Annotated in this window: 7 protein-coding genes and 1 pseudogene; 3 read left to right on the forward strand and 5 right to left on the reverse strand. The window is 74.1% G+C overall.

What is annotated here, in order from left to right:
* Positions 1-110: 110 nt before the first annotated feature.
* From IH45_RS0127525 to IH45_RS0127540, 5 genes and pseudogenes are all read right to left on the reverse strand, one after another.
* The gene (locus tag IH45_RS0127525; RefSeq protein WP_030674024.1) at positions 111-1,115 is read right to left on the reverse strand and encodes a DUF5914 domain-containing protein; all 1,005 of its coding nucleotides are present in this window, start codon (positions 1,113-1,115) and stop codon (positions 111-113) included.
* A pseudogene (locus tag IH45_RS1000000146970) lies at positions 1,095-2,093 on the reverse strand (phytoene/squalene synthase family protein); the annotation flags it as partial. The pseudogene IH45_RS1000000146970 and the gene IH45_RS0127525, both read right to left, overlap by 21 nt.
* Positions 2,090-3,640 (reverse strand): phytoene desaturase family protein, encoded by a 1,551-nt coding sequence (gene crtI, locus IH45_RS0127530; RefSeq protein WP_030674026.1) that lies wholly within the window; start codon positions 3,638-3,640, stop codon positions 2,090-2,092. The pseudogene IH45_RS1000000146970 and the gene crtI, both read right to left, overlap by 4 nt.
* Entirely contained in the window at positions 3,637-4,812 is a 1,176-nt protein-coding gene (locus IH45_RS0127535) for a polyprenyl synthetase family protein (protein ID WP_030674030.1), read from the reverse strand. Before IH45_RS0127535 ends, crtI begins: the two co-directional genes overlap by 4 nt.
* A gap of 438 nt (positions 4,813-5,250) precedes the next feature.
* Positions 5,251-5,472: a helix-turn-helix domain-containing protein gene (locus IH45_RS0127540; protein ID WP_030674034.1), complete on the reverse strand. Its 222-nt coding sequence runs from the start codon at positions 5,470-5,472 to the stop codon at positions 5,251-5,253.
* Between the two features lie 454 nt (positions 5,473-5,926).
* On the opposite strand from IH45_RS0127540, the gene IH45_RS0127545 reads away from it, so the two are divergent.
* The 3 genes from IH45_RS0127545 to IH45_RS0127555 are packed head-to-tail and all read left to right on the forward strand — an operon-like array spanning position 5,927 to position 18,359.
* The gene (locus tag IH45_RS0127545; protein WP_032918538.1) at positions 5,927-7,210 is read left to right on the forward strand and encodes an MFS transporter; all 1,284 of its coding nucleotides are present in this window, start codon (positions 5,927-5,929) and stop codon (positions 7,208-7,210) included.
* Complete coding sequence (locus tag IH45_RS0127550) at positions 7,207-10,566, forward strand: type I polyketide synthase (protein ID WP_030674038.1); 3,360 nt, start codon at positions 7,207-7,209, stop codon at positions 10,564-10,566. Before IH45_RS0127545 ends, IH45_RS0127550 begins: the two co-directional genes overlap by 4 nt.
* A complete protein-coding gene (locus IH45_RS0127555; RefSeq protein WP_030674040.1) occupies positions 10,563-18,359 on the forward strand; it encodes a non-ribosomal peptide synthetase in 7,797 nt (2,598 codons plus the stop codon). The genes IH45_RS0127550 and IH45_RS0127555 overlap by 4 nt, the downstream gene beginning before the upstream one ends.
* Positions 18,360-18,469: the final 110 nt, after the last annotated feature.

Below are 18,469 nucleotides of genomic sequence, written 5' to 3' on the forward strand. Positions count from 1 at the left end.
GGGGCGCGTGGGGCACACGGGCGTGATCTCCGGCAGGGGGCGGTCACCGGCGCATTCGCCTCGCGCCAGGCGCTTCAAGGCGTGGCACGGGCGACGTTTCGCCGGGGCCCTCACCCCGGAAACCTCCCCGCCCGCCGCAGCTCCCACCGCCGCTCCGCATACGCCATGTCGTCCCGCCACAGCCGCCCCGCCGTGGCCCGCATCAGCGGGCGCAGCAGCGGGGCCGCAGCGCGGGCCACCGCGAAGCCCGGGCGGTCGCTGGCGGCGACGACCGCTTCGACCACGGCGGTGCGCGGCCGGCCGGACGCGTCGGTGCCGAGCGGGGTGGCGTGGGTCTCCACCACACTGCCCGCGCCCTCGCCCTCGGTGATGCGCATGACCACCGTGCGCGGCCCCGGGGCGGTGAACTCCGCTCGTACGGGCACGACCAGGCGCCCGGCGACCTTGAAGGACACGTCCACGGTGAACGCGTCCGACGGGCCCGCCGGGCCGTCCGTCACGGTCAGGTCGACGAAGGAGTACGGGTGGAACCAGGCGCCGTGCCACGGGTCGAGCCGGTTGGCGACCACGTCGTCCGGCTCGCAGCGCCCGGTCCCCGTGTGGACGGCCGCGACGGCGGCGGCCGCGTGCGGGCGCTCCGGGACGCGGGGCCGGTCCAGCGGTTCCTCGCCGCCCGCGCGGTCCAGGCGCACCCAGACCAGCACCCCGTCGTCGTACACCGGATACGGCTCCCACCCGGCGAACGGGCCGCCGTCCAGGGCGAGTCCGTGCCAGTGGCAGACGAGTGTGCCGCACCGCACCGGGCTGTCCTTCAGCGGTGCTCCCAGGTGCGGGCAGGCCCCCGGGCCGCCGCGCAGCCGCCCGTCGGCCGCGCGCCACAGCACCACCTCCGTCCCGGCGATGGTCCGGCCGAGGGGGCGGTCCCGGCCGACCTCGCGGGAGGCGCCCACGGCGTACCAGTTGCCGGACGGCCGGGCCTTGGCGCGTTCGAGCGCACCCGCGATCACGCCGGGCGCGGCGTCCCGCCAGGTGGGCCGCTGACGCTCCCACGCCACGGGCCGCCGCCGCAGGCTGAGCGGATACCGGCCGCGTCCGGTGGGGCGGGGCGGGGCCATGGTGCTTCCTCCTGAGGGTCCGTTCCCGGTTTCCGGCGGTCCGCTCCTGGTACGCGTACGGGCCGCCGTCACCCGTACCAGCCCGTCGAGGGCCACGGTCGCGCGCACCGGACGGGACACGACGGCGCGGCGGTGCAGCACCGAATAGCCGTCGGCCTCCACGGCGTCCAGGATGCCGCGGTAGAGGATGAACGCGGTGCGGATGCACGGCCGGGACGCAGGGTCGAGCATGGCGACGCCGGGAGCCGCCCGGCGGTAGACGCCACGGGTGAGGTCGGCGGCGGCCCGCAGCGCGGCGGTGATCCGCGCGTCCCCGGTGCCGGTCAGGCGGCTCCACTGGAGCAGCTCGCGGTCCACGCCGTGCGCGGCCAGCAGGTCGCCGGGCAGATAGATCCGGCCCCGGTCCAGGTCCTCGCCCACGTCCCGCAGGAAGTTGGTGAGCTGGAAGGCCGCACCGAGCGCGGCGGCGTGCGGCGCGGCCTCCTCGCGCGGTGTCACCGTGCCGAGCACCGGCAGCATCTGGAGGCCGATCACCTCGGCCGAGCCGTACATATAGGCGCGCAGGTCCGCGTAGGTCGGGTAGTCGGTCACCACCAGGTCGGCGCGCATGGAGGCCATGAAGGCGGTGAAGTACGCCGGGTCGATGCCGTAGGCGGCGCTGGTGTGCGCCAGCGCCCGTACCACCGGTTCGTCGCCGCCTCCTTGGGCGAGACCGGCGTGCAGCTGTGCCTCCAACGCGTGCAGGGCCGTCGCGCGCTCCTTGGGGGTGGCGTCGTCGTCCAGGCTGTCGACGATGTCGTCGGCCCAGCGGGCGAAGCCGTACAGCGCGTGCACGGCGGGCCGCCGGGCGACCGGCAGCAGCCGGGTGGCCAGGAAGTACGTCTTGCCGTGCCGGGCGTTGAGCCGGCGGCAGCGGGCATAGGCGGCGCGCAGCGCGGGTTCGGTGATGCCCGCGGCGTCCAGTTCCCGGGCGGTCACGGCCCCGCCTCCGGGGCAGGGGCGGGGCGGCGCGAGCCGAGGTCGGTCACCCGGGCGCGCCGCGCGAAGGCGCCGCCGGTCACCCGGGCGGCGGCCAGCTTCCCCGAGACCAGCACGGTGGGCACCCCGACACCCGGGGTGGTGCCGCACCCGGCCAGCACGGCGTTCTCGGTGCCCCGTACGAGGTTGCGGGGGCGGAAGGGACCGGTCTGCGCGAAGGTGTGGGCGGCGGAGAACGGGGTGCCGGCCCCGTGCCCCTGGCGGCTCCAGTCCGCCGGGGTGACCAGGCACTCCTCCTCGGCCGCCGCGTCCAGCCCGGTGAAGCCGCGCCGTTCGAGTTCGGCGAGCAGCGCGGTGCGGTAGCGGGGGCCGAGGTCGCGCCAGGCGTGCGCGCCGGGCCCGACGTCGGTGTTGGGGCAGGGCGCCAGGACGTAGTGCAGATGGCGGCCCGGCGGGGCCAGCGACGGGTCGGTGGCGGTCGGCCGGGTCAGCAGCAGCGAGGGGTCGCTCATCAGGGCCCCGGTCCGGGTGAGTTCGTGGAACGTACGGTGCCAGGCGGCGCCGAACGAGATGGTGTGGTGGCCCGGCTCCGGCCACGTCGCGGGCGTGCCCGCGTGCAGGACGACGGCCGAGGGGGAGCGGCGCAGCGGCAGCGGGCGGCGCGGCCGGCGGCCGAGCAGACGGTACGCCTCGGGCAGGTCGGCGGTGAGCACCACCGCGTCGCACGGCAGGCGCCCGGCGTCGGTGACAACGGCGGTGACCCGGCCGGCGGAACGTTCCAGCGCGCGTACCGGATGTCCGTACCGGAACTCCGCGCCCGCCCCGGCCGCCGCGTCGGCCATGGCCCGGGGCAGCGCGTGCATCCCGCCGCGCGGGAAGTACACCCCGGCCACCGTGTCCATGTACGCGATGACGGCGTACGCGGCGAGGGCCCGGGCCGGTGGCACGCCCGCGTACAGCGACTGGAACGAGAAGACGCGGCGCACCCGCTCGTCCGTCAGGAACCGGCCGATCCGGGCGTCGAGACGGCCGAAGCCGCCGAGCGCCGCGAGGCGGGCGAGGTCGGGGTGGAGCAGTTGCAGCGGCGAGTCGAAGTTGGCGTCGATGAAGCGCCGCATCTGGACCGCGTACAGGCGGCTCAGCCAGGCGCGCAGCCGCCGGTAGCCCGCGGCCTCCCGGGCCCCGGCGAACCGTTCGATCTCGGCCTCCATGGCCGCCGCGTCGGTGTGCACGTCGAGCGCGCTGCCGTCGGCGAACCGGGCGCGGTAGGCGGGGTGCAGGGGGACGAGGTCCAGCCGTTCCGCCATCGACGCGCCGACCGCCGCGAACGCCTCCTCGGCCAGATCCGGCATGGTCAGCACGGTCGGGCCGGTGTCGATCAGATAGCCGTTGCGTTCCAGGAGGCCGCACCGGCCGCCGGGCCGCGGTTCGCGCTCCACCACGGTCACCCGCCGCCCGGCGCCGAGCAGGTGCAGCGCGGCGGACAGCCCGGAGAGGCCGGCGCCGATGACGACGACGTGGTCGGTGGGCCCGGGTACGGTCTTCACCGCTCACCTCCCCGGGCCGCCGCCACCGGTACCGGCGTGCGGGCGCCCGCCGTGGCGCGCAGCAGGCTGTGCAGCGAGCGGAGGGCGGACGGATCGGCGGCCCGCACATCCGCCAGGTGCCCCGTGCTCCGGTCGGCGAGAAGCGCGACCTTCTCCTCCAGCGCGGCCCGGGCCCCGGTCGAGACCAGCACCTCCCGTACGCGGTCCACGTCGGCGGCCGTGAGGTCCGGGGCGCCCAGCGCCGCGTCGAGGACGCCGAGCGCCGCGTGGTCACCGGCGGCTTCGGCACGGGCGCGGGCGACGGCGGTGAGGTAGGTCAGCTTGCCCTCCCGGATGTCGTCCCCCGACGGCTTGCCGGTCTCCGCCGGATCGCCGAACACCCCCAGCAGGTCGTCGTGCAGCTGGAAGGCGAGGCCCGCGCAGCGGCCCGCCGCACGCAGGGCGCCGGTGGTCCGGTCGTCCGCGCCGGCCAGGACGGCGCCCAGCAGCAGCGGCCGTTCGACCGAATAGCGGGCGCTCTTGAGACGGGCGGTGTGCAGCGCCCGGGCGGGGGAGTGGGACGCGGTGACCTGGGCGTGCAGGTCCAGGTACTGGCCGGCCACCATCTCGGTCCGCATGGTGCGCCACAGCGCGTGGACCGCGGACCGGGCATGCCCGGGGACGCGGGTGTCCAGGACGGTGTCGTCGGCCCAGGCCAGCGCGAGATCGCCGGCCAGGATCGCCGTGGACCGGCCGAACGCCGCGGCGGACCGGCCGCCGTCACCGGTCCCGGCGCGCCGCCCGTACTGCGTCCGTACCTCGGCGTGCAGGGCCGGGCCGCCCCGGCGCAGTTCGGCATCGTCCATCACGTCGTCGTGCACCAGCGCGCAGGTCTGGAGGAGTTCGAGCGCGGCGGCCAGCCGCAGCGCCGCCTCGGCCGCTTCGCCACCGCCCCCGCAGACCCGCAGCCCCCACCACACGAACCGCCCGCGCAGCCGCTTGCCGCCGCCCAGCGTGAAGCGGGCGACGCGTTCGGCGACATCGCGCGCGAACAGGGCGTCGGCCGCCGCGGCGTCCGCGAGCCGCTCACCGAGCACGTCGTCGAGCGCCTGCCCGACGGCGCCCGCGACATCGGCGTCCACGGCGTGGGCCCCGGCCACACCCTGAGGATTGCGCGCCTGGATACGGCGCATCACACGTCCTTCCGTCGAACCGGCCGGTGGGCGCTGATGCGGCCGGACCACCATCACCTCACGGTCGCGCCGCCGGGCGGGCCGGGCGCGCGTTCCGCGCCGCCGGCGCCCGTTTCCGCAGTTCACCACGGGACCCGCACGCCGCGGGGGCGCCACGTCCGGGCCTGGTCCCTTCGGGGGACGAAGGTACGGGCGAGCCGGGCCTTCGGCACCGGCGCTGCGCAACACGTGGCCAACAGGCGCCCCTTCGGTCGGGTTCAGCGTCCGGCAGCGGGTACCCACCGCCGCCGGGGAAAACCCGGTGCCACCCGCGGTTCGCGCCCAGGGCGCGGTGGAAGGCGGTGATCCGGCACGTCTGAGGTTGTCCGGATACCGGCCATTGAGGGGGCGAGATTCAGCCAACAACGCGTGTCGGGATGCCCGCCCGGCCGCCGGCGCTCAGCCGCGGTGCTGCGCCAGGCCCAGCCGTACGAGATGGGCGAGCGTCGGTGCCGGGTGCTTGGCCCGTATCCGGCGCAGATACGTACTGACCGTGTGGACGCTGATGCCCAGCCGCCTGGCCGTCTGGTCGTACGTCAGACCGTCGGCGATGTACGACAGCACCTCCCGCTCCCGCGGGGACAGCGTCGGTGACATGGTGTGCGCACTGTGATCCGACATCTCTTCTCCAAGGGGGTGACGGAGGAGCAGGGAGGGTCCGGCGGCCCGCGGATTTCAGGACGGTCGGTCCGGCGGCGCGGGCGGGGCGGGGCGGGGCCGTGGTACGGCCGCCGCCGCCCGGTGCGGCCCATACGGGCGCATCGGCTCGTCGCCAGGCAGAACGGCCCGTGCGGGACCGGCCATGGTGCGCCCTCCCGCGTGCGGAGCGGAACTGCCGACGGTGTCGCGCGGGGGCGGCTCACCCCCCGTGACATGCGAATTGATCTAACCACGGACGCGGCAAAACGCAAGGAGTCCGCCGGCTCGGACGCCCGGCCCCTACACGCCGGGTAAAGCACGGGTCAAGTCACCGGATGATGCGTCTCCAGGCGCCCCGCGAACCGGACGACGGTAAGGACGCCGCCCCCGGAGCGGGGGCCGCGGACCGGCACGGGCGCTGAGGAGGACATCCAGAGTGGGGCACTTCCGGCTGCTCGTCGTCGGCAACGCCATTTCCGCGTACGGCAGTTACCTGAACATGGTGGCGCTGAACGTCTTCATCTACCAGGTGACGGGCAGCGCGCTGACCGCCGGCCTGTTCATGGCCGTACGCCTGATCACCAGCGTCCTGTCCGGGTTCGTCAGCGGCCGCCTGGTGTCGCGGTACGACCGCAAACGGCTGATGGTGTGCGCGGACCTCACCCAGGCCACCGCCCTGGTGGTGCTGTTGCTCGCGCCGGACGGCGCACGCGTCGCACTGCTCTTCGCGCTGGCCGTGGGCACCGGGGCCTGCTCGACGCTCTCCCAGGTGGCACTGCGCAGCAGCGTCCCCGAGATCGTCGGCGCCGGCCTGCGGACCCGGGCCAACGGCCTGCTGGTGACCGGCCGTTCGCTGGCCATGATCGCCGGCTTCGCGTCGGCGGGCGTGGTCATCGCGCAGTTCGGCTACACCACCGCCTTCGCGCTGGACGCCGGCACCTTCGCGGCCTCCGCCACGATCCTGTTCCTGCTGCCCATCCGCACCCGGGCCGCCGCCGGGGACGGCGCCTCCGACGGGCCGGCGGCCGACGCCGCGGACACCGGCCGCTGGGCCTCCCTCGCGCTGCTGAAGGCGGCGCCCCTGCTGGCCGTGATGGTCGCGGTCCGGGCCGCCGACGGCCTCGGCTCCTCGTCGCACAACGTGGCGCTGCCCATCTACTCCAGTGCTCTGGACCCGTCGCACCCGGCCACCTTCGTCAGCCAGTTCTGGGCGACCTGGGCGATCGGCAACATCGTCGCGCAGCAGATCTGCTCCCGCCGCACCCGCAAGACCGGGTGGTCACCGGGGGAGCGCGCCTTCGCCATCGGCTCCTGCGTGATGTCGGCGGCGTTCATCGTGGTCTTCAGCGGCCTGCCGGCCGTGCCCGCTGCCGTCGCCGCGCTCGTCGCGGGCATGGCCGACGGGTTCACGGAGATCGCGTACGTCTCCCGGCTCCAGGCCGCCCCCGACGAGCAGCGCGGCCGCCTCTTCGGCCTCTCCGCCTCGGCCGAGAACAGCGGCTTCGGCCTGGGCATGATCGTCAGCGCGGCCCTGCTGGAACGCTACTCGCCGCTCCAGGTGGTCGGCGCGTTCCAGGGCCTGGCCATCGTCCTGTGCGTCGCCCTGCTCGTCGTGCTGTCCCGGGGGCGCGCGCTGTTCCCGAAGGAACCACCGGCCCGGGAGAGCGGCGGCCCGGCGCCCGGCCGGGAAGCGACCGCCGCGGAGGGCGGCACCTCATGAACGCACCGGCCGACTCGCGCGTCGCGGTCATCGGCATGGCCCTCCGCTTCCCGGGGGCGGACACCCCCGAGGAGTTCTGGGACGTCGTCCGCGACGGGCGGGACTGCGTACGGCGCTTCACCGACGCGGAACTGGCGGCCGCCGGCGTCCCCGCCGAGAAGTACCGGGCGGACGACTTCGTCGGCGCCAGCGGCATCCTGCACGACATCGCCGGGTTCGACGCCTCGTTCTTCGGCATGAGCGTACGGGAGGCGCAGCTCACCGACCCGCAGCACCGGATGTTCCTGGAATGCGCCTACCACGCCCTGGAGGACTCCGGATACCCGCGGGAACGCGACGGGCTGCGCACCGGTGTCTTCGCCACCACCGGATACCACCTGTACACGATGGAGAACTACCTCCTGAACAACGTCCTCAAGAGCTCCGTCGGCGACGACTGGCTCTCCAGGATGCAGGTCCTGGTCGGCAACTACACCGACTTCACCGCCACCCGCGTGTCCTTCCGCCTCGACCTCACCGGCCCCGCCGTCAGCGTCCAGACCGGCTGCTCCAGCTCGCTGGCCGCCCTCCAGCTCGCCGCGCAGTCGGTGGTCACCGGCGACAGCGACATCGCGCTGGCGGGCGCCACGGCCGTCCACGTACCGCAGGTGCTGGGCTACCAGTACGTGAAGGGCTCCATCCTCTCCAAGAGCGGCCACCTGCGCGCCTTCGACGCCGAGGCGGACGGCACGGTGGGCGGCACCGGCGTCGCCGCCGTCGTCCTCAAGCGCCTGGACCGCGCCCTCGCCGACGGCGACACGATCCACGGCGTCATCCGCGGCTGGGGCGTCACCAACGACGGCGCGTCCAAGCAGGCGTACACCGCACCGAGCGCGGCGGGCCAGCGCGCCGCCATCCGCCGCGCGCTGGAGCACGCGGGCATCGGCGCGGACACCGTCGGCTACCTGGAAACCCACGGTACGGGCACGCTCAAGGGCGACCCGATCGAATTCGACGGCGCGGTCTCCGCGTACCGGTCCGGCACCGACCGCACCGGCTACTGCGCCCTCGGCTCGGTCAAGGCCAACATCGGCCACCTCGACGTCGCCTCGGGCCTGGCGAGCTTCATCAAGACGCTGCTCGTCCTCAAGCACGGCGTCATCCCGCCGATGGCCAACTTCAGCGAGCCGAACCCCGCGCTCGACCTCGACAACAGCCCCTTCTACATCCCCGAGGCCGCCCGCCCCTGGCCGCAGGGCGACACGCCGCGCCGGGCGGGCGTCACGTCGCTGGGCGTCGGCGGCACCAACGTCCACGTCATCGTGGAACAGGCCCCCGAGCCCGCGCACCGCACCGCCACAGTGGCCCCTCCGGGCATCATCGTCCTGTCCGGCCAGTCGGAGGCCGCTCGTACGGCCAACGCGCAGGCTCTGCGCGACCACTTGAAGCGCCATCCCGACACGGACCTCGCCGACCTGGTGACCACCGCTGCGGGACGCGTCCACCACCGGCATCGCCTGGCCGTCCGCGGCACTGACCCGGCGCAGCTCACCGCGGCCCTGGACGGCTGGCTTGCAGGCACCGGCGCCCCGGCCGGGCCCGCCGCCGTGACGACCGGCGACGCCCCTCGGGAAGCGCGCGCGGGCATCGCCTTCCAATTCACCGGACAGGGCAGCCCGTACCCCGGCATGGCACTGCCGCTTTACGAGCGCTTCACCGTCGTACGCGACTTGCTCAACACCTGCGAGCGCCACTACCAGCGGCTGTACGGCGGCTCCCTGCTCGACGTACTCCTCGACCCCAACGCCGACCGCGCCACCACCGGAAACACCAGCATCGCCCAACCGGCCCTGTTCGCCATGCAGTACGCGCTCACCGGGCTCTGGCGCCACGCGGGTGTCGTGCCGGACGCCGTCGCCGGACACAGCGTCGGCGAGTACGCGGCCTTGTGCGCGGCGGGAGCGCTGTCGGCCGAGGACGGCCTGCGGCTCACCGCGGAGCGCGGCCGGCTGATGCAGGAGCACTGCGCTCCCGGAGCGATGGCCGCGGTGTCCGCGGACCGGCGGACCGCCGAGAACCTGGCCGCGGAGATCACCGGCCTCGAACTCGCCGTCGTCAACGGGGAACAGCGGCACGTGCTCGCCGGGCCCGTCCCGGCCGTGGACCGGTTGCTGACCCTCCTGGAGGAGCGCGGCATCCCCGGGCAGCGGCTTCCGGTGACGCGCGCCTTCCACACCGCGCTCATGGACCCGGTCCTGGACAAGTTCCGCGAACTGCTCGACGGCGTCACCCTCCGGCCCGTCACGACCGGCTTCATCAGCGGCCTCGACGGACGGATGCACGAGCCGGGCTGGGTACCGGACGCCGACTACTTCGTACGGCAGACACGCGAGCCGGTGCGGTACGACGCGGTGCTGCGCACGCTCCGCGGCACGGGCCCCGCGGCACTGGTCGAGATCGGCCCGCACACCACGCTCAGCGGCCTCGCCCGTACCGCCCTGCCCACCGTACGGGCGGTGCCGACGCTGCGCCGCGGCGCCGAGACCGGCCCCTTCTGGGACGCGGTGGCGCGGCTGCACTGCGCGGGTGCGGACCTGGACTGGCCGGCCCTGCTGGCCGGAACCGGTGGCCGCAGGATCACACTGCCCGGCTACCGCTTCCAGCACACCGACCACTGGACGGGGCCGGAGCTGACCGTCGTCCCGGCCGCTCAGCCCTCGCGACAGCCCTCGCGAGAGCCCTCACGGCACCCATCGAGAGAAGCATCGAGAGAAGAGGAAGACGTGGCACAGGACGAGGCAGTGTTCGAGCGGGTGCTCGCGCACGTCATCGAGTTGGTGGCCAAGCACCTCGGGCACGACGCGGCCGCGGTCACCGGAGACACCTCCTTCTTCGACCTCGGTGCGGACTCCCTCCAGATGATCAGCGTGCTGCGCGAGCTGGAGCAGGAACACCGCGTCAAGGTCGCGATGCGGGAACTGTTCGAGGAAGCGAGTACCCCGGGGCAGCTGGCGGAGCTGATCGTGGGGCGGGTGGCGGAAGGCCCGGGCGGCTCGGGTGGGACGGTCGCCGGGGAGCCCGTACGGTACGAGCCGCCGGCCACCGAGGCACCCGTACGCCACGAACCGGCCACCACCGAACCCCTGCGCACCCCCGAGCCCGTGCCCGCAGCGCCCGCGCCCGCCGAGCCGTCCGGGCCGGAGCACCCGGTCACGCGCGCGGAACTGACCGACCTTGTCCGCCAGGTACAGCAGCTCTCCCAGATCCAGCTCCAGATGATGACCCAGATCAACCAGCTCTCCCAGCTGCTGACCGCCCAGGCGACGACTGCCCTGACCGGCGGCGCGGTGGCCAACGGAAAGGCGGGCGGGCAGTGACCGCCCTGAGCGCCGCCGCGGCGGTGGACCAGGACCTGGCCGCCATGGCCGACCTCTCCCGGCAGATCGCGCAGCGGATCGAGGCGGCGGCCGGCGGCGGGAACGCCGAGCAGCCGGCCGGGCGGGAGCAACCGGCCGCCGACCGACGGCAGCGCGTGCACGGCCCCCGGGTGACCGTCTCCCGGGGCTCCGGCATGGTGGGCGGCGCCGCCTCCGGGACCCAGCAGGCGCACCTCGACGACCTGGTACGCCGCTACACGGCCAAAACCGGCACATCCAAGGAGATCGCCCAGCGCTACCGCCGCGTACTGGCCGACAGCCGCGCCGTCGTCGGCTTCCGCAGCAAGACCAAGGAGATGCTGTACCCGATCGCCGGCCGCCGGGCCCGCGGCTCCTGGCTGGAGGACGTCGACGGCAACCGCTACGTCGACATCACCATGGGCTTCGGCGTGCTCCTCTTCGGCCACGAGCCCGAGTTCGTGAGCGAGGCGGTCCGCGAGCACCTGTCCCGCGGCATCCAGCTCGGCCCGCGCAACATCGAGACCGGCGAGGCCGCCGAACTGCTGGCGGAGCTGACGGGCATGCAGCGGGTGGCGTTCGCCAACTCCGGTACGGAGGCGAACTCCGCCGCGATCCGGCTCGCCCGCGCCGCCACCGGCCGCAGCCGCGTCGTCACCTTCCACGGCGCCTACCACGGCCACGCCGACAACGTCCTGGGCCGCTCCACCGGCACCGGCGCCGACCGCACCACCGTCCCGGTCTCCACCGGCATCCCGCACAACAGCGTCGCCGATCTGCTGGTGCTCGACTACGGCAGCCCCGCGAGCCTGGAGGCCATCGCCGAGCACGCGGACGACATCGCCGCCGTCATCATCGAACCCGTACAGAGCCGCCACCCCTCGCTCCAGCCCGTCGAGTTCGTACGGCAGCTGCGCGAGCTGACCCGCCGCCACGGCATCGTGCTCATGTTCGACGAGATGCTGACGGGCTTCCGCCCGGCGCCGCGCGGCGCCCAGGAGCTGTACGGCGTCACCCCCGACCTCGCGACCTACGGCAAGCTGCTCGGCGGCGGCTTCCCGATCGGCGCCATCGCGGGCCGCGCCGACATCATGGACGGTGTGGACGGCGGCTTCTGGCGGTACGGGGACGCCAGCTACCCGCCCGCCGACACCACGTTCTTCGGCGGTACGTACATCCAGCACCCGGTGTCGATGGTCGCCGCCCGCGCCGTGCTGACCCACCTCAAGGAGCACAGCCCCCGCCTCCAGGAGCGGCTGAACGCCCGCACCGGCGAGCTGGCGGGCACCCTGAACCGCTTCCTGGAGGACGAGGAATTCCCGCTGCGGGTCAGCCACTTCGGCTCCCAGTTCCGCTTCGAGCACCGCGCGGACATGGAGCTGCTGTACCACCACCTGATGCTGCGCGGGGTGCACGTCTGGGAATGGCGCAACTTCTTCCTGTCGACCGCCCACTCCGACGGGGACATCGAATTCATCGCGGACGCGGTGCGCGGCTCGCTGCGGGAACTGCGGGGAGCGGGGTTCTTCCCCGGCGGACCGAAGCCGGTGTCCACGGTGGCTGGGGTTCCTGCGGCGAAGCCGGTGTCCACAGCGGCAGATGCCCCGGCGGCGAAGCCCCGGCCCGAGCAGCGGATGGAGGACGCGGCTCCCGGCGTGGCCTGGAACACGGCTGCCGTACGCACGGCCGCCGCACCGGCGAAGCCCCCGTCGACCGCCGTCCCCGCGAAGACCTCATCGGCCGCTCCGGCACCGGCCGACGAGCTCCGTACGGCGCCCGCCACGACCGCCGTACCCACCCGCCGCACCCCCGACTTCAGCATCTACTTCTTCGGCGACTACCCGCAGGACGATGCCGGGACGGCCACCGGCCAGGGCAAATACGACCACATCCTGGAGACCGCCCGCTTCGCCGACGAACACGGATTCCACGCGCTGTGGATGCCGGAACGGCACTTCCACTCCTTCGGCGGGCTGTTCCCCAACCCCGTCGTGCTCGTCGCCGCCCTCGCCCGCGAGACCCGCCGCATCCGCCTCAACGCGGGCTCCGTCGTGCTGCCCCTGCACGACCCGGTCCGGGTCGCGGAGGAGTGGTCGATGGCCGACAACCTCTCCGGCGGCCGCGTCGGCATCGGCTGCGCCAGTGGCTGGCACGCCAACGACTTCGTCTTCTTCCCCGAGCGCTTCGGCCGGCACAAGGAGATGATGTACGACCAGGTGGCGCAGGTCCGCAGGCTCTGGCGCGGCGAGGCCGTACGGCGCGCCGGCGGCGACGGCGAGGCCGAGGTCCGCCTGTTCCCGCGCCCCGTCCAGGACACCCCGCCCCTGTACACGGCGGTGGTCGGCAACCCCGCGTCGTACGCGGCAGCCGCCCGGCACGACGTCGGCGTGGTCACCAACCTGATGACCCAGAGCGTCGAGCAGCTCGCCGAGAACATCGCGCTCTACCGCCGCACCCGCGCCGAACACGGCCTCGACCCGGACGCCGGACGGGTGGCCGTCCTGCTGCACACCTACCTCGCCGCCGACCACCGGACCGCGCGCACCGAGGCGTACCAGCCGCTGGCGCGCTACATGCGCGCCTCGCTCTCCCTGTTCGGCAACGTCGCCAACAGCCTCGGCCACAATGTCGACCTGGCCGCGCTCACCGAGGACGACCTCGACGTCCTCTTCCACCGCGCCTACGACCGCTACTGCGACCAGCGGGCGCTGATCGGCACGGCCGACACCGTCGCCCCGGTGGTGGACGCGGTCGGCGCGGCGGGTGCCGACGAGATCGTCTCGCTGGTCGACTTCGGCGTGGCCCCCGACGCGCTGCGCACCGGCCTCGCGCACATCGACACGCTGCGCCGCCGGTACCACGAGCCGCGCGCGGATGTCCGTACGGTGCACCGGCCGTCCGTCCGCACGCCCGCGCCCCCCATCCGTGCGGCGGCCGGGAAACCGGTCGCTCCCGTCCGTACGGCGGCCGAAGAACCCGTACCCGAGAGCGCCGCCCCCCTCTCGCCCGGACAGCAGCGCATCTGGTTCCTCGAACGGATGCTGCCGGGCCGCACCGCCTACAACGAGACCAAGGCCATCCGCCTCGACGGCCCGCTCGACGTCCCCGCGCTGCGCACCGCGCTGCGCGGGCTGGTGGCGCGGCACGAGGGGCTGCGGACCGTCTTCCGCGAGATCGACGACGAGCCCTGCCAGCTCGTCCGGCCGCCGTCCGCACCCGACTTCGCGGTGCTCGACCGTACGAACGCGGGCGCGGCCGGTGAGGACGCCGCGGTCCGCGCCGTCCTGGAGGAGGAGAGCGCCCGGCGCTTCGACCTCGTCGACGGGCCGCTGTTCGTCACCCGGCTGATCAAGCTGGGGGAGGAGCGGCACGTCCTGGTCTTCTCCCTGCACCACATCGTCGTGGACGCGGCCTCCGCCGGTGTCCTGGCCCGCGACCTGTCCGCCCTCTACCGGGCCGCGCACGACGGCTCCGACCCGGGCCTCCCCGCGCTCACCCGTACGCACGCGGATCACGCCCGCGCCCAACTGCGCACGCGGGACGACTCCCGCGGCGCCGCCGGCCTGGCGTACTGGCTCGGCACGCTCGGCGGCGAACTCCCGGTCCTGGAGCTGCCCTGCGACCGCCCGCGCCCCGCGGCCATGACGTCCAACGGGCGGGCCGTCTTCCACCGGCTGGACCCCGAGCTGTCCACCCGGCTGCGGGACCTGAGCAGGCAGCGGCGGAGCACCCTCTTCATGACGCTGCTCGCCGGCTTCACCGCAATGCTCCACCGGGTCACCGGGCAGCGGGACATCGTCGTCGGCACCCCGATCTCGGACCGCCCGCAGGGCACCGAGGACCTGCTCGGATTCTTCGTCAACACCCTCGCGCTCCGCTTCGACCTGTCCGGCGACCCGGACTTCGGCGCGTTCCTCGACCGGGTGCGGGGCATCGCCCTGGACGCGTACGACCACGCGGACGTGCCCTTCGAAACGGTGGTGCGGGAGCTGGCCCCGGCGCGTACCACCGATCGCACGCCGGTCTTCCAGGTGCTCGCCGAGTTCGAGAGCGGCGACCCGTTCCGCTTCGACCTGCCCGGCGTCCGCGCCACCGTGCTCGACGCGGGTCCGGACAAGGCCCTCACGGACCTCGCCGTGTACTTCACCGACCAGCCCGAGGGCATCCGCTGCCACCTGGAGTACAACACCGACCTGTTCGACGCGGACACCGTGGACGGGTTCTTCCGCACCTTCCGCGACCTGCTCGAAGCCGCCGTACGGGACCCCAGGACGCCGCTGTCCCGCCTCGGCGCCACGGAGACGCGGCGGAGCGCGGGCCCTGCCGCGGGCCCTGCCGCGACGACCGCGCCCGCCACCGGGCCGGTGCCCGACGAGTGGCAGCACGGCCCGGTCCGTCCGGTGGCCCGGGCCGCCGTCCACGAACTCGTCGCCCGGCGCGCGGCGGACGCCCCGTACCGCACCGCCGTCCGCTGCGGTGACGACCTGCTCAGCTACCGCGACCTGGACACCCGGGCCGAACGGCTGGCCGCGGCCGTCCAGGAACGCGGCGTCGCGGCCCCGGCGGACAGTGGTACGGACGAGGTCGTGGCCCTGTGGCTGCCCCGCTCCGCCGATCTTGTCGTGGCCATGCTCGCGGTGCTGAAGTCCGGCCGGGCGTACGTGCCGCTGGACCCGTCACTGGGCCGGGCCCGCGCCGCCACGGTGATCGCGGAAAGCGGAGCGCGCATCCTGCTGAGCACCGGAACCGAGGCCGACGCGCTCGACCTGCCCGCCGGGGTGACCGTCATCGACGTCGCCGACCGCACGGGTACCGGCCGCGGCGGCCGGACCGCCGACGGGACCACCGCGACCGGCCGCCCACCGCACGCGAAGAAGCCGCCGTCGGCCGTCACCGGTCCCGAGTCGCTGTGCTACGTCATCTACACATCCGGCAGCACGGGCACGCCCAAGGGCGTCGCGGTACCGCACCGCAGCGTCGTCGACCTCTGCCAGTGGCACCACAAGCGCTTCGCCTTCACCTCGGCCGACCGCAGCGCGCTGGTGTGCAGCCAGAGCTTCGACGCGTCGGTCCTGGAGATCTGGCCCGCGCTGACCGCGGGGGCCTCCGTCGTCATCGCCGACGACACCGTCCGCACCGACCCGCTCACACTGGCCCGCTGGTACGCGCGGGAACGGGTGACCTTCTCGATCCTGCCCACGGCCCTGGGCGAGGCGCTGCTCGCGCTGCCGCTCGCCGAGCAGCCGCCGCTGCGCCATCTGCTGCTGGGCGGTGACGTGCTGCGCACCCGGCCGCACCCGGACGTGGCGTACGAAACCGTCAACGTCTACGGGCCGACCGAGACCACCGTGCTCTGCACCACCGAGACCGTCGGCCCACGGACGCCGGAGACCGGCACCGCCGCCATTCCGATCGGCCGCCCGGTCGACAACGTACGTCTGCGGGTCCTCGACGCTTCAGGCGAGCCGGTGCCGTCGGGCGTGGTGGGGGAGCTGTATGTCGGTGGGCCGGGTGTGGCACGCGGTTATCTGCGCGCGCCCGAGCTGACGAAGGAGCGGTTCGGTACGGACGCCGGGGTGGGCGGGAGCCGAACGGCCGACGCGGCCGGTCAGGCAGCCGGTACTGCGTACTACCGCACCGGTGACCTCGTGCGCTGGACCGCGGACGGGGCGCTGGAGTTCCGCGGGCGCCTGGACGACCAGGTGAAGATCCGCGGGTACCGGGTCGAGCCGGAGGAGGCCTCCCGCGCGCTCAACGCCCTGGACGGCGTACGCGAGGCCGCCGTTCTGGCACGCCGCACCAGTCGGGGCGAGGCGTACCTCGCGGCCTATGCCGTACCGGCGGAAGGCGACTCGGGGGGCATGGGGGGCGTGGGGGACGCCACCAATGTGGCCGGCCGCCAGGCGTACGCCGACCGGCTGGCCCGCGAACTCGCCGCCCGGCTGCCGGAATATCTCGTACCGCGGTCCTGGGCCGTCCTCACCGCGCTGCCCCTCGCGGGCAACGGGAAGCTGGACCGTGCGGCGCTGCCGGATCCTGAGATCGTCACGGCTGCACGGGCCGGTGCCGAGCCGTTCGGGGCCGAGCCGCCTGGTGCCGAGCCGTCCGGGACGGTCCGGTCCGCCACCGTGCGGGCTGGAGCCGGCCTCTGCTCCCAGCTGGAGACCCGCCTCCGGTCCCTCTGGGCCGACGAGTTCGACCTCACGGCCGACGCCATCGGCCCGGAGATGTCCTTCTTCGACCTCGGCGGCCATTCAATCGCCGCGATCAGGCTGGTCAACCGGGTACGGGAGGTGTTCGGCCAGGAGTACCCGATGGTGCGCTTCTACCAGGAACCGACCATCCGGGCCATGGCGGCACACCTGGCGGGGGAGGCCACGGGGGCCGGGGGCGCCACGGACCGCGGGGACGCCGGGGAGCCGGCAGGTGCCGCCGACGCCGACCCCGAAGTGGTCGGCCGGGCTCCTGCCACCTTCCAGCAGCGCAACTTCATCGAGCAGCACCACCGCCACGCGCTGCCGCAGGTCTTCAACGTGGCCCTGCGCATCACCCTGACCGGCGACCTGGACGTACCGGCGCTGCGGTCCGCCCTCACCCAGCTGTGCGCCCGCCACGAGTCGCTGCGCACCCGGTTCGTGAAGGACGGTGAGGAATGGTGCCAGGAGGTGCTCCGTCCGCGACCGGTCGATCTTCCGGTCGAGGATCTGACCAGCCGGGGCCGCACAGCGGCCGGGGCCTCCGGGGTGGCGGACGCCGACGACGCCGAGGTCAAGCGGATCAGCGCGGAGGTCGCCGAGACCCGGTTCGACCTCACCGAAGGCGTGGCGCCCAAGCTCCGCCTGCTGCGCACCGGCCCGTCGACCTGGGTGCTGTTCTTCCTCCTGCACCACTCCACCTGTGACGGCTGGGCCGTCAGCATCCTGCTGAGCGACTTCGCGGCCCTCTACGGAGCCGCGGTGACCGGCGAACCCCACACCCTGGCGAGTACGGTGCCGCAGCCGACCGAGTACGCGCGCTGGCAGCGGGAGACCATCGGGGACAAGGCCGATATGCGCGTCCTGAAGTACTGGGCCCGCGAACTCGAAGGGGCGTCCTTCCCGCACGGCCTGCCCCTCGACCGGCCGCGCCCGGAGACCCTGAGCGGACAGGGGCGCGTCGTCCTGTTCACGGTGGGCGCCGACGTACGCGCCGACGTGGAACGGCTGGCCAGGAAACACGGCACGACCCCGTACGCGGTCACCGCCGCGGCCCTGGGGCGGCTGGCCGGCAAGCTGTCCGGCAAGCCGGAAGCCGTCCTCTTCGTGTCCTACGCCAACCGCGAGCGCCGTGCGTTCGAGTCGCTGATGGCCTGCACGGTCGCGGGCTTCCCGCTGCGTGTACGGGCTGCCATGGAGGAGACCTTCACCGGTCTGGTCCGCCGGGTCACGCTCGCCTCCACCGAGGGCATCGACCACGTCATGCCGCTGCGGAGGCTGGCCAAGGCGCTGCGCGAGGAACTGGGGGTCGAGATACCGGACCGGGTGCCGCTGGGGTTCCAGTACCAGAACTCCCTGGAGACGGACATCGAACTGCCCGGCGTGACCGCCGCCGTCGAGGACCTGGCCGTCCCGGCGTCCCGGTCGGAGTTCAACCTCGGCCTCGTCCCGGCGGGCGACGCGCTGGCCGGATACGTCGAGTACTCGACCGACCTGTGGGACCACGCCACGATCGAGGGCTGGGCCGCCGACTACGTGACCCTGCTGACCGAGGAGGTACGGGCCGCCCTGGCCGAGTGATCCGCTCCACGTGGGGACGTCGGGACGGTACCGGTTCGACGGGGCGGTGCCGTCCCGTCGAACCGGTACCGTCCCCGCGTAGTGGTGTGTGCCGCCCCGCTTGCACCCGA

The sequence above is a fragment of the Streptomyces rimosus subsp. rimosus genome (genome assembly GCF_000720725.1).
Lineage (GTDB): Bacteria > Actinomycetota > Actinomycetes > Streptomycetales > Streptomycetaceae > Streptomyces > Streptomyces rimosus_A.